This window comes from Chloroflexota bacterium (assembly GCA_020161265.1).
Taxonomy (GTDB): Bacteria; Chloroflexota; Chloroflexia; order Chloroflexales; family Herpetosiphonaceae; genus Herpetosiphon.
This window is the reverse complement of sequence record JAIUOC010000004.1, coordinates 1-12,888: the sequence shown is the minus strand read 5'-3', so window position 1 is coordinate 12,888 and position 12,888 is coordinate 1. Positions and strand designations below refer to the sequence as shown.

Below are 12,888 nucleotides of genomic sequence, written 5' to 3'. Positions count from 1 at the left end.
TTCAATGAAGAAAATTGGTTTAATTATTGGTGGTGTTATCGCCATCGCTGTGATTGGCGCAATTGCCTATACTTTATGGCTTACATCGGATGTAGAAGTATCCACGAGCACGCCAGTTGCTGCAACCTTGGTCTTGCCAACGACGGCTCCGACGACTGCTGCTGCTCCAGCCACTGCCACCACCGCCAGCGATAATACTGCTGCTGCTACTGCCACGATTGGCACCGAGCCAACTACAGATGCTTCACAGCCAGCCGCTGCTGGTGCAAAAATCTATCGCATTGATGCTAGCCAATCAAGTGCTAGCTACCAAGTGCGCGAAACCTTCTTGCAAGATAACAAAATTGTCGATGCAGTTGGCGTGACCAAAGCGATCGCTGGTGATCTGTTGATCGATACTGCAACTCCAGCCAACTCGCAAGTTGGCGAAATTGTGGTTGATATCAGCCAATTGCAATCGGATAGCGAACGCCGCGATAATGCAATTCGCCGCGAATGGCTTGAATCGTCAAAATATCCTAATGCTGTTTTCAAGAACGCCGTCATCAGCAACTTGCCCAGCGATCTTAAAGAAGGCGTTGAATTCAAATTTACCATCACTGGCGATATGACGATTCACGATACGACCAACCCATTGACCTTTGAAGTAACCGCAACCTTGAATGGCGACACCTTGACCGGCAAAGCTACCACCAAATTCAACATGAGCAGTTTCAATGTTGATGCGCCTGACATCGGTGGCATGCTCAAGGCCGAAGATGAAGTGTTGTTGACCTTGGATTTAGTTGCTACCGCAGTCGCCCAATAACAACAATTGGCGAGGAAATGCAAAAACGCCCTGATCATTGCGATCAGGGCGTTTTTTTGAGGTTTAGACTAATTCGGCTTCAGGCTCAACGCTAGGATTTTCCAACTCGGCGGCTTCACGCTCTGAACGTAACACCACTTCGTTATCCTCAAGCTCGATATGAATCTTATCGCCATCTTTGAAGCGGCCTTGTAGCAAGCCTTCAGCCAAGCCATCTTCGATCATATTGGTAATGACGCGGCGCAATGGACGAGCGCCGTAGGTTGGATCGTAGCCACGTTTGGCCAACAAATCCAGGGTTTCATCAGTTACCAACAGATCAATTTGATGATCGACCAATTGCTTGCGCACGCGGTTGACTTCCAAACGGGCAATGTTGCGAATCTCGATATCAGTTAATGGATGGAAAATGATCGTTCCATCGATCCGGTTGAGAAACTCAGGCCGGAACATGCGCTTCAGTTCATCATCAACCTTCTTGCGGGTATCCTCAACATCGATCGTGTTGCGATTACCACCAAAGCCAATCCGCGAACCACGCCGAATTTGTTCAGTACCAACATTCGAGGTCATGATAATTACGGTATTGCGGAAATCGACGCGTCGGCCCTTGCCATCGGTCAAGTTGCCATCTTCCAACACTTGCAACAACAAGTTGAAGGTATCGGGGTGAGCTTTTTCGATTTCGTCGAACAGCACCACGCTATAGGGGCGACGGCGTACAGCGTCAGTCAATTGACCGCCTTCACCATAGCCAACATAGCCTGGCGGCGAACCAACCAAGCGCGAGGTATTGAAGCGCTCTTGGAACTCCGACATATCGATTTTGATCAAGGCATCTTCTGAGCCAAACATAAACTCAGCCAAGGCCTTGGCCAGCAAGGTTTTACCAACCCCAGTTGGCCCCAAGAAAATGAACGAGCCAATTGGGCGCTTAGGATCTTTCAGGCCCGCGCGGGCACGCCGCACAGCCCGAGCAATCGTCGAAATTGGTTCCTCTTGGCCGATTACCCGCTCATGCAAATAGTCTTCCATTTTCATGAGTCGTTCGGTTTCTTCGCTAGCCAAGCGCATGACGGGAATCCCTGTCCACATTGCCACAACTTCGGCAATATCTTCTTGGGTCACGTAAGGCTTGCCTTTGCGTTGCTCCGAGCCACGGGTCTTTTCTTCTTCGTCTTCAAGATCAGTGATGCGCTGGAGCATGCGCTCTTCACGAACTCGTAGATCTTGCACAACTTCGAATTGGCCTTCTTCCAAGGCTGCATCTTTTTCTTTGCGAATCGCATCAAGCCCACGCAAAGCATCGCGTAAGGCCGATGGCGTGGCTGAGCGATACATGCGCACCCGCGACGAGGCTTCGTCGATCAAGTCAATCGCTTTATCGGGCAAGAAACGATCGGGCACATAGCGAGCACTTAGCACAGCGGCGGCAGTAATCGCCTCATCCTCAATTTGCAATTGATGGAAATCTTCGTAGCGAGTTTTGATGCCGCGCAAAATCTCGATCGTTTCTTCAATGGTTGGTTCATCGACCATCACTGGTTGAAAACGCCGTTCGAGGGCTGCATCTTTTTCGATATATTTGCGAAACTCATCGAGTGTCGTTGCGCCAATACATTGCAATTCGCCGCGTGAAAGCGCTGGTTTCAGAATATTGGCGGCATCGAGTGTGCCTTCGGCTCCACCAGCGCCAATAATCGTGTGAAATTCATCGATAAATAAAATACAACGGCTTTCTTTAATTTCGTCAACGACCCGTTTGAGGCGTTCCTCGAATTGGCCGCGATATTTGGTTCCAGCCACCAAAGCCCCCATATCAAGCGTTACCAAACGCTTGCCTTTGAGTGAATCTGGAACATCATCAGCGACAATTCGTTGAGCCAAGCCCTCAGCGATCGCAGTTTTACCAACCCCAGGCTCGCCAATCAGGGCTGGATTATTTTTGGTGCGGCGTGACAAAATTTGAATCACGCGCTCAATTTCATCTTTGCGACCAACCACTGGATCAAGTCGGCCAGCTTCGGCCAACTCGGTCAAATCGGTTGAAAGCGCATCGAGGTAGGGCGTTTTGCTTTGTTTGGCTTGGCGTTCGCCACCAGCGCTTGGGCTGGGTGTGCTACTGCCGCCAACCCCTTGACGCATCATGCGCATCACTTGGGTGCGAACCTGATCCAGCCCAACATTCATAATTTCGAGCACACCCGTTGCAACACCTTCGGCATTGCGCACCAAACCCAGCAAAATATGTTCGGTGCTGATATAGGTATGGTTGAGTTTGCGAGCTTCATCGATTGCATACTCAAAAACTTTTTTGGCGCGGGCGGTTAAATCAATCTCGGCAGTCGAGCGCGGGCCATCGCCATGGCCAACAATAAATTCAACAGCATTGCGGGCTTTTGTGATGGTCACACCAAGTTCAGCCAACACACGAGCGGCGACCCCTTCACCTTCCAAAATCAAGCCCAGCAATAAATGCTCGGTGCCGATGTAAGGATGATTAAACGCTCGCGCCTCTTCTTGGGCAAAGCTCATCACTTGCTTAGCGCGGCGGCTCATTTTGTCGTATGCACCCATATGTTTGCTCCAAAGCGAGGCAACCTTAGGATGAGTAAGATTGGGCCTCGGCGTGTTATCTATGACAAATAGTCGATGCTGCTGAGTGCCGATAGGCGGACATTGCTGGTCGGAAATGCTCTCGAAACTGGGGCAGCATCTCGGCTTCATTCTTTGGCAATGGGTGTGCCGCATCGGAAGCGTCGTGCATTAATTGTATCACTATCTTCAGATCAGTCATGCCCGTTTGAGTTAGCGTTTTGCTTGAAACGGACATGACCGTTGCAGCAGGGGAACCAGCAGGGTTTTCACAGACCCAGCACCTTCTCCGCTCCCATTCCGTTATTCTTCGTCTTCGGCAGCAGCGCTCGGCTCTTCAGTTGCCGTTTCAGCGCTTGCTTCAGCGGTTGCTTCAGCGCTGCCACTGCGGGTACTCAAGCCAATCCGCTTGCGCGTTGGGTCGATCCGAATAATCCGCGCTGAAACGCTGTCGCCTTCATTAATCACATCGCGTGGATGCTGAATCCGTTCATCACTCATTTCTGAGATGTGGATCAGGCCTTCGATGCCATCTTCAAGCCGCACAAATGCACCAAAGGCGGTTAATTGAGTGACAACCCCAGAGACGCTCTGGCCAATTTGGTAGCGATCGGTCACGGTTGTCCAAGGCTCAGCTTGAGTGCGCTTGATACTCAGCGCGATGCGTTTTTTATCTTCATCGACGCTTAAAATGTAGACGCTGACTGCATCGCCAACTTTCAGCACTTCCTCGGGATGCTTGACGCGGCTCCAAGAAAGCTCGGAAAGGTGAACCAAACCATCAGCTCCGCCAATATCGACGAATGCACCGAAATCGCACAAACTGGTTACGCGACCAGTGCGCACTGCGCCTGGTTCCAGTTTTTCAAGCAGTTGATCCTTGCGCGAATCGCGAACTTCTTGGACTGCTTGGCGCTCGGATAGAATCAGCCGATTGCGCGAACGATTGATTTCGATAATTTTCAGTGGCAAGGTTTGACCAACCAGCTTCGCCATATCCGATTGTTTTTGGACATCGGAGCCACGGCTAACGCTGCTGACCTGTGATGATGGCACGAAGCCACGCACCCCACTTAAATTAACCAACAGACCACCCTTGTTGTAGTTGGTCACGGCGGCGTGAATGACATCGCCAGCCTCATGGTTGACTTGCAAGGCTCGCCAACTCTTTTCTTGGCGTGCTTTATCTATCGACAACACGATACGCCCTTCAGCGTCTTCGGTTTGAACGACTGTAACAAGCAAGACATCGCCAACCTTGAGTTCGGCGCGTTCTTCCGACGACAGACTGGTCATCTCGCGGCCTGGCACCACGCCTTCCGACTTGGAGCCAATATCGACCAACACCTCGTCGCGATCAACGCGAACAATCGTGCCATCGACCGAATCACCATACTTGAGATTGCGATAATCGTGGGCTGGATCACGGAGATACTCCTCCAGCAGGGCACGATCATCATCGCCAGAATAATCGGCCTGTGGGGTCGCGTTCAATCCTGTGCTGGGAAGCACATCAGATTGATCCATGCCCGGTTGTGTTTGCTCGTCCATAATGAGTCGTCCTTTTGCCAAAAGAGGATTCCCGAGGAAGGGCGGACAGCGTGAAACCGATATGAAAATTATACAGAAGCAGCATGCAAAAGGCAAGGTTTTTTTCGGGCCTTGGGCTTCGGTTGTTGGGGATCGGGGATCGGCAAGCGTACAAACAGCATAAAACCTTGACAATTTGATCCACGAAGGGCACGCAGGCTGAAACCACGAAGAACGCGAAGAACGCTAAGGACGAGGGGTCAGATTTGCATTACCTAGCTTATCATGACACCTGACCCCTGATCGCTAGCCACTGAACCCTCCGTGTTAATCCATATTCTATAATCTCTCAGTGCTGTCTTTTGATTTTCTCCCTTATAGTTACCCTAACAACATAGTGGAGTTTTGGCATGGAAATGTGGCAATTTACCGCAGCAGTTGTAGCAATCGAGCAGCTCGCCGATGAAAATTTGTTCATTTTAGGATTGGCCGATCAGACTGATGATCCAGATGAATATCTAACGATTCAGCGTAGTTTTGATCAAGACGATTCCGAAGACGAAGCTAGTGATTTGGATAGCTATTACGTGTGCTTGCCCAACGGGGCAACTGATTATGGCTGTATCGAACGCTGGGAACTTGAATTAGGCCGCCTGCAGATTCATTTTACTCAACCAGCCCAAGCAATGTTTCAACTCGCAGGTGTTGATATCAAACTGATGATTGAACTTGAGCAGCAACAACAACTACGCAAAATATTGGAGCAATTATTGAGTTAAAAAACTTAGAATATTGATAGTTTGATCCACGCAGGACACGCAGGCTGAAACCACGAAGCACACGAAGAATGCTAAGGATGGGTCAAGATTCAAGGGCGAGGGGCCAGATTTGCATTACCTAGCTTATCATGAAACCTAACACCTGATCGCTAGCCCCTGAACCCTCCCCCTTTTGCTTAAAACATATCCGATCCCCGACCTCCAAGAACCGATCCCCAAGCCCTACTTTTGATTTTTGCCCTCTGACTTTTGACTTTTGATCTACAATGGAGTGCATTTAATTCTACCAACCATAGTGAGGATTCTCATGAGCGAGATTAATCAACAGGCTTTACTGGCGATTGGGCCGCTTGATGGCCGCTATCGTAAAGATGTTGAGGCGCTTAGTGGTCATTTTAGCGAAGCCGCGTTATGGCGCTATCGCGTGCGAGTTGAAGTTGAATATTTATTGTTTTTGGCGCGAGCACCACGCATCGGCCTGATCGAAGGCATCGATGGACAGTTGGCCGGAGCTTTGCGCAATTTATACCGTCAATTTAGCGTCGATGATGCAGTGGCAATCGCAACCTGGGATCGTAAAGTTAACCACGATGTGAAGGCGGTTGAATATTGGCTGCGCGAAAAGCTCGATCTGCTTGGGCTTGGTCAATACAAAGAGGCAGTTCACTTTGCCCTGACCTCGGAAGATGTCAATAATCTAGCCTATGCGTTGATGGTGCAAGAATCGCGTGATGTGGTGTTATTGCCAGCCTTGGGCAATATTCTTGGTCTCTTGCGCGATATGCAAATTGAGCATGCCGAAGCGCCGCTGCTGGCTAAAACCCACGGCCAACCAGCCACCCCCACCACCATGGGCAAAGAAATTGCAGTCTTTGCCGCCCGCGTCAATCGAGCGATCGAGCAGCTTTTGAAGATCAAATTAACCGGCAAACTGAACGGGGCAACTGGCACATTTGCCGCCCATCATGCCGCTTTGCCCGATGTTGATTGGATCACATTTAGCTCGGCGTTTGTCAAGTTTTTGGGCTTGGAGCCAACCCTGCTGAGCACCCAAATTGAGCCACACGATAGCATTGTTGAGGTTGGCGATGCTTTGCGCCGCGTCAACACAATTTTGGTTGATCTCTCGCAGGATATGTGGCGCTATATTTCCGATTCGGTGTTTGGCCAAGCGAGTGTGGCGGGCGAAGTTGGTTCATCGACCATGCCGCACAAAGTTAACCCTATTGACTTTGAAAATGCCGAAGGCAATTTATTGCTCGCCAATAGCTTGCTGGAGTTTTTTGGTCGTAAGTTACCAATTTCGCGGTTGCAACGCGATTTATCGGATAGTACGGTGCTGCGCAACCTTGGCGTGGCTTTTGGCCATAGTTTGTTTGCCTATCAACGCTTGCTCAAGGGCTTGCGCAAATTGGCCTTCAACGCCGAAAAAGCCTACGCCGAATTAGCTGGGCATCCCGAAGTCTTGACCGAGGCAATTCAAACGATTTTGCGCCGCGAACGCTACCCAGAGCCATACGAAGCTATGAAAAAGCTGGCCCGTGGTCGCCAAATTACGCTTGAAGATTTGCATAGCTTTATCGACGAGCTTGAGGTGCGGCCCGAAGTGCGCGAGGAATTACGGGCTTTACGGCCTGAAACCTATATCGGCCTCGCCGCCAAACTGGCCCGCAAGAAGATTTAATGGCGCTTTAGCCCCGAATAGTGCCTTATTCGGGGCTTGTTTGGGTCGTAAACAAAGCAGCGCCAATAATTCCAGCATCGTTGGTAAGCCGAGCAGGCACAAGCTTGGCGCGAATCCGAATTCGATCCAAGAATTGATCGGCATCTTTGCTCACACCACCGCCCAGAATAATTAGATCAGGCCAGAGCATCACTTCAATTGTTTGCAGAAATAGCTCTACGCCCTGCGCCCATTGCTCCCAGCTTTGGTTTTGCTCTTCGCGCACGCTGGCGGCGGCCCACTCGTGGCCTGGTTTGCCACGCACGCTAATTTGGCCTAGCTCCAAATTGGGCAATAAATCGTGATCATGAAACAACGCCGTGCCAATGCCTGTACCTAGGGTCAACATCAACAGTGTACCCATCACTTCACGGCCAGCACCAAAGGTAATTTCGGCTAAACCAGCGGCATCAGCATCGTTGATCACTGTCACTTGACGATCAAAATGTTGGCTGAAACGCGCAGCCACATCGCAATGTAACCAGCGCTGATCAATATTCGAGGCCGTCCGCACAATTCCACGTTGCACTACCGCCGGAAAACCACAGCCAATCGGCCCTTGCCAAGCAAAATGCTCGACCAATTCTTGAGCGACTTCAAGCACCGCTTCGGGTGTGGCAGGTTGAGGCGTATCACGGCGCTCTACATCGGCCAACAATTTGCCGGTTGAGCAATCGACCGGAGCCGCTTTGATGCCAGTGCCACCAATATCAAGGCCTAAAATCTGCATATCGTGCTCCTGCAAGCGAGTCTGCTCAATTCAAGCACAGATTATGCCGCCAACGATGATCCAAGAATGCTGCTTGTACGTAGCAATCAACGATCATTAAATTGGGAGTAACGTAATGCAGACAGTTTCAGGCTGGCTTGAACGGTGGAGCAAGGGTTGGTTAGTATTGGTTGGGCTGGCAATTTTTATAGCTTTTTTGGGGTTGGTTTTGCCGCAACAAGCCCAAAAGGCTCAGCAATATAGCGCTGGCATCGGCTCGCCAGATAGTAGTTTCTTGTATTCGGCTGACGATTTGTATCGCTTTGCCGAGGCTTATGGTGCTGATGGTCGGGCGGAATACATTGCCGCGCGATTCAGCTTTGATCTGATCTGGCCCTTGGCCTACACCCTGTTTTTAGCCACGGCGATTAGTTGGCTGGGCCAACGCAGCTTTCAAGCCAAGAGCCGTTGGCGCTGGCTCAACCTTGTACCAGTGATTGGTTTAGTGCTCGATTATGCTGAAAATTGTGGGGCAGCGCTGGTGATGGGGCGCTATCCTGAGCGCACCCCGATTATCGATTGGCTAACGCCCTGGCTAAGTGCTAGCAAATGGTTGTTTGTAAATGGTAGTTTTGTGGTTTTGGTCGGGGTCGGTTTACTGTATATTTGGCGGCGAGTTACCAAAAAAACACCGTAGCTGAGTTAACTACGGTGTTTTCAAGCAAATTTATTGATCTTTGGTCAAGGTCAAAACTGGTTTATCGCCAACGATCGCATACGAAAATGTGTAGTTACCTGGTGCAAGCTCAGGTGTCCCAACATGCTTTTCGGGGTAAATCACATCGAGATACTGCTTGCCATCAACCGTGACGAAATTCATCTTGCGATAGTTGGCCAGTACTGGTTCGTGAGCTTGATACTCGGTAATATGGCCGGAATCGATTGGGCCATAGGGCGTAGTGCTTTGGCCCACCCCGCCAGCCCCCAGCCAAAAATTCTCGATATCCACTTCGCTATCGTTGCGAATTCGAATATGCACTTTATTCACGTCATCCCCACCACAGCCAGCAAGGCTGATTAATAACAGACTGAATAACCACCACAAACGGACGAATTGCATATGTTAGCCAGCCACCAATTCTTCAATTGGCGTGTTGAGCAATTCGCTAATCATTGAACTGGTTACGCCCATAAAATTAGCAGTGGTGGCGGTAAAATAATCGATTGTTTGATTGGGATGCGGTAAGGCTAGCCATTGTTGACCGCCGCTACCAATTAATGCCCCCACCAAACGCATGCCAATTGCTTTGCCCTCAAGCGTGCGCAGAATTGTCACTGTGCCACGGCTAGCGGTTGCTTGCAAGGTTTCAGCAAAATATTGGGCGGCCTCAGGTGCAAGGCCTTGTTGAGCCAACCAACGTGGGTCAGGGTATTGTTTGGCTTGCTCAACCAATTCACGTGGGAAGTTGAAGCCAAGATCAGGTTGATCAGCATCTTTGTAGCCTAAGCTATGCGCCAAACGTTCAGTCATCACTTCAGTATTGGTCAAGGCCACCAAGGTATAGTGGCTCCCAACCAAACTCATTTCGATGATACCACTGGGCGAGAAATAATGGCTCACGCCTTGATGACCACTATGTTGGGCATGCCACTCACTGACCACCACAATATCGGGTTCAGCTAAGGTAGCAATCACCATCATCAATGGTTCGGTCATTGAATAATGGCCAGCAGCCTCATCCCAAACAATCCACTGATCGGCTTGTAGCTCAGCCAAACCCTGATCCCACTGAGCTTGGCGTTGGTCAGGATCGGCGGGAAACAACGCAGCATCATCGCCACCGATTAAATTTTGAGCATGCACCATACCCAAAAGATAGGCGAGTTGGGGCGTACTAAACTGCAATGGGTAGGTTAATTCGCGTGTCTGTGCCATAGTATGGCCTCCTGCTGAAATGGGCAGTGGATCGGCGTTGTAACAACGTCCAAGCCACTGCCCATTATACTGTTGATCTTATCGATTACCTAGAAGGTTTTGGAGAACCAATCTTTGACTCCGCTCCAGGTATTTTGGACATCTTGCTTGACATCGCCAAACCAGTTGACAGCATCTTGAGCTTTACCAATCAAGCTCCCAGCGCCGTTGCTAATGGTTGCACCGATGCCAGTGTTGCCCATTTTTTCGTTCCAGTAGCGAATACCTGATTCTTGGCCAGTCAATGGGTTGGCCGTGTCGCGGCGTTCCAAGCCAAGATAGTTGTAGCCTGGGCCCATATCGTGGTAGTTGAAGAGGTAGCCAGCAGCATCGTGGACAGCGCCGTGATAGCTGACTGGTGAATCGCCTAAGTCGATTGCCTTGTTGCCAGGGCCAACTAAGCCACCGCTTGGGTTGAGCATTGAACCAAATACTGGGTCGATGCCCAAGACATCGCCGACGACTTTGCCATAGCGCAAGCTTGAGGTGCTGCCCATGAAATCGCCATGGAAGGTTTGGTTGATTGCTTCAACAGCCGATTGGCCGTTGGCTGCGCCAGTCTTGGCAGCTTGTTCGCGCAATTCAAGGAACTTGCCATAGTCGGCTTGAATTTTTTCTAATGGCACGCCACGGGCTGCGGCAATCTTCTTGAGCGCTTCTTCAATTTGCTCAGGGCTAGCATTGCCACTGGTCAGCAATTCCATGGCTGAGTTCAACTCAGGGTTGCCAGCACCTTGGAATTGTTGGCCGACCAAATCGCCCATGTATTTGTCATTGAAGACTTGCTCGGTTGACATTGGTTCTTGGCTGCTGCCACCGCCGCCGCCACCGCCGCCGCCACCGCCAGCAGTGCTACTACCGCCACCACCGCCACCTGCGCCACCGCTTCCGGTACGAGCAAGTGTATAGACTGTTCCCGTGCCGTTAATTCGCTTTTGATTCGCTTCTGTGTTAATAACAGCAGCACCCGCATTAGCGAGGGAAGTAGTCGAAGGTGCTGTGTACACGTCCGTTCCGTTGGCGGTAAAACGAGGGAACTTCAGTCCCGCCGTCCCACTTGGGTCTCCGGCTGCGGATGCGTCGGCATTTGCGCCGCGTGCGGTCATGCTGAGTGTACCGTTGATGGTGCAATCGCCGTGAACGTAGATGACTAAGCCCTTGCAACGATTCGCAACCGTCAGTGTATGTCCTGCATTGATTTTCAGCGACGTGTACTGCTTCACCACCATATCCCCGTCAAGGGTCGAGGCAAGCGATACGTCACCTGTGGTGTTCAAAGCACCATCGGAGCCGTTGCCCCAGTAATTCTGGGAGCCGCTGGAAACGAGAAGTTGATGGGAACGCATACTATGATGTCAATAAGGGTTCGGAAAGACCGCTTGCAAGAATCGCGTCCGGCGAGAGCGTTTCGACTTCAAACGCAATCAAACGCTTTTGCCCTGCACGGATAACGAATGTCCGTGAAACGTCTTGCGGTTGCCATGCTGCCGGAAGCGTAATCGTTCTATCCGCACCGTTGGCGGTGAGAACCAAGATGCCGGAGAGCGAGGCGCGGTAGCTGGAAAACGTCAGCGCACACGTCGAGGTATTATTCAGCGTCAAGCTGACAATAGCACCGTTTGCAAGATTGATTGCTTTGGTCGTGTCGTTGGCAGCAACGGTTATCGCTTGCCGTGTGTTTTCGTACTTGAGCGTGAGCAAATCCAAGCCATTCAGGTTGGTAATATCCATCCCGTTCAGCGTCGTTTCGATACCGACAACTCGTGCGAGGAGATGAATCGTGCGCTGCAACAATGTTTGCGGCTGCTCGTTTGCTTTGCCGACAACACTGGGGTTCGTAGGGTCGTGCCCTTTCACACGGTCGGTAATATCAATACGCACAACATCATCGGTGAACGCGGTAGTATTAGTCGGGTATGGATTTGAGCCGATTAGAAATGCCATTGTTAGACTCCACAGTTGATTGTCCATGCGCCTGCCAGCGTCATGTCCGCTTGTTTCAAAATTGTGTCCGGTGAGCCGGATGGTGGTCGCAGGTAGCGGGCGAACAACACATCATCACTGAAAAGCAAACCGAACTCACGAATACTCATGCCGTTTGCCTCCGTATTGAGTAAAAGCCACTCACAGCGAATTTGTCCCGCCGAAACGTTGACGTTGTTTCCGTACCATGTTCCGGTATAGCCATTGTACCGCTTTTGGTCAAGTGCTTTTGAGAATACGCCTGTCAGCGCCGTATCACCGATTGCTGCCGGAGTGCCGCTCGTGCCAAAACCGATTTTCGTGAGTGTCTGTGCGCGGTTGCCGCCGAGCAGTTTTGCCATTGCGTCTTTACCAACCGTGACAATCAGATTCGATGTTTCGGAGCGCCACACTACTTCGTCGCCGCGCAAGGCAACAAGCTCCACAGAGCCATGTAATGCAAAAGCTGGTTCGTTAATGTCCATTATAGTATCAAGATTGTTGATGTGTCTGTCAGTGCGAGTGTGTCCACGCTTTCGATACCCGCGATGAACGGGAATCGTAGTATCGGCGCGGTAAGTGTTCCGCTATACCACAGCGTATCATCATAGAATGAATCGCCGTTGTAGAATGCTGCGTTTGCTATTTCGCTTTCCGGCGTGTCCGTCAGCCCGTTTGCCGTACCGAATGTGATTGCGTTGTTGTAGAGATATTCGCCGTCGTACCGTGCTGCCCAATCGAAAAATTCTTCCGGTGGCTGCAACGAGGCAAACGTTGTTTCGGTCGTCGTCAGTGGCAGCGTTTCGC

At 50.8% G+C, this 12,888-nt stretch carries 13 protein-coding genes; 4 read left to right on the top strand and 9 right to left on the bottom strand.

Annotated features, from left to right (window positions below):
* The first annotated feature begins 4 nt into the window (after positions 1 to 4).
* A complete protein-coding gene (locus LCH85_09910; protein MCA0352300.1) occupies positions 5 to 808 on the top strand; it encodes a YceI family protein in 804 nt (267 codons plus the stop codon).
* Positions 809 to 871: 63 nt separating this feature from the next.
* Here the strand turns inward: LCH85_09910 and LCH85_09905 are convergent, their stop codons facing one another.
* Positions 872 to 3,385, bottom strand: a complete 2,514-nt coding sequence (locus tag LCH85_09905) for an ATP-dependent Clp protease ATP-binding subunit (GenBank protein ID MCA0352299.1) — start codon at positions 3,383 to 3,385, stop codon at positions 872 to 874.
* Positions 3,386 to 3,706: 321 nt separating this feature from the next.
* Positions 3,707 to 4,954, bottom strand: coding sequence for a 30S ribosomal protein S1 (gene rpsA, locus LCH85_09900; protein MCA0352298.1), 1,248 nt, complete (start codon positions 4,952 to 4,954; stop codon positions 3,707 to 3,709).
* Positions 4,955 to 5,343: 389 nt separating this feature from the next.
* Between rpsA and LCH85_09895 the strand changes: the two genes are divergently transcribed.
* Together LCH85_09895 and purB are read left to right on the top strand one after the other, a co-directional pair.
* Positions 5,344 to 5,712, top strand: coding sequence for a hypothetical protein (locus LCH85_09895; GenBank protein MCA0352297.1), 369 nt, complete (start codon positions 5,344 to 5,346; stop codon positions 5,710 to 5,712).
* Between the two features lie 307 nt (positions 5,713 to 6,019).
* The gene (gene purB, locus LCH85_09890; protein ID MCA0352296.1) at positions 6,020 to 7,396 is read left to right on the top strand and encodes an adenylosuccinate lyase; all 1,377 of its coding nucleotides are present in this window, start codon (positions 6,020 to 6,022) and stop codon (positions 7,394 to 7,396) included.
* A gap of 25 nt (positions 7,397 to 7,421) precedes the next feature.
* Here purB and LCH85_09885 read toward each other — a convergent pair whose 3' ends face one another.
* On the bottom strand, positions 7,422 to 8,165 hold the full coding sequence (locus LCH85_09885) for an ROK family protein (protein MCA0352295.1): 744 nt from the start codon (positions 8,163 to 8,165) through the stop codon (positions 7,422 to 7,424).
* 115 nt (positions 8,166 to 8,280) lie between these two features.
* Here LCH85_09885 and LCH85_09880 point away from each other — a divergent pair, with 115 nt between their 5' ends.
* Positions 8,281 to 8,841: a hypothetical protein gene (locus tag LCH85_09880; protein MCA0352294.1), complete on the top strand. Its 561-nt coding sequence runs from the start codon at positions 8,281 to 8,283 to the stop codon at positions 8,839 to 8,841.
* Positions 8,842 to 8,871: 30 nt separating this feature from the next.
* Here LCH85_09880 and LCH85_09875 read toward each other — a convergent pair whose 3' ends face one another.
* The 6 genes from LCH85_09875 to LCH85_09850 form a co-directional block, all read right to left on the bottom strand.
* Positions 8,872 to 9,264 (bottom strand): hypothetical protein, encoded by a 393-nt coding sequence (locus LCH85_09875; protein ID MCA0352293.1) that lies wholly within the window; start codon positions 9,262 to 9,264, stop codon positions 8,872 to 8,874.
* A 3-nt stretch (positions 9,265 to 9,267) separates the two neighbouring features.
* Positions 9,268 to 10,080: a hypothetical protein gene (locus LCH85_09870; protein MCA0352292.1), complete on the bottom strand. Its 813-nt coding sequence runs from the start codon at positions 10,078 to 10,080 to the stop codon at positions 9,268 to 9,270.
* A gap of 89 nt (positions 10,081 to 10,169) precedes the next feature.
* Positions 10,170 to 11,342: a hypothetical protein gene (locus LCH85_09865; protein MCA0352291.1), complete on the bottom strand. Its 1,173-nt coding sequence runs from the start codon at positions 11,340 to 11,342 to the stop codon at positions 10,170 to 10,172.
* A gap of 124 nt (positions 11,343 to 11,466) precedes the next feature.
* A complete protein-coding gene (locus LCH85_09860) occupies positions 11,467 to 12,063 on the bottom strand; it encodes a hypothetical protein (protein MCA0352290.1) in 597 nt (198 codons plus the stop codon).
* A gap of 2 nt (positions 12,064 to 12,065) precedes the next feature.
* The gene (locus LCH85_09855) at positions 12,066 to 12,566 is read right to left on the bottom strand and encodes a phage tail protein (protein ID MCA0352289.1); all 501 of its coding nucleotides are present in this window, start codon (positions 12,564 to 12,566) and stop codon (positions 12,066 to 12,068) included.
* Positions 12,566 to 12,888 (bottom strand): hypothetical protein (locus LCH85_09850; protein ID MCA0352288.1); only part of this gene is annotated, 323 nt, incomplete at its 5' end. The genes LCH85_09850 and LCH85_09855, both read right to left, overlap by 1 nt.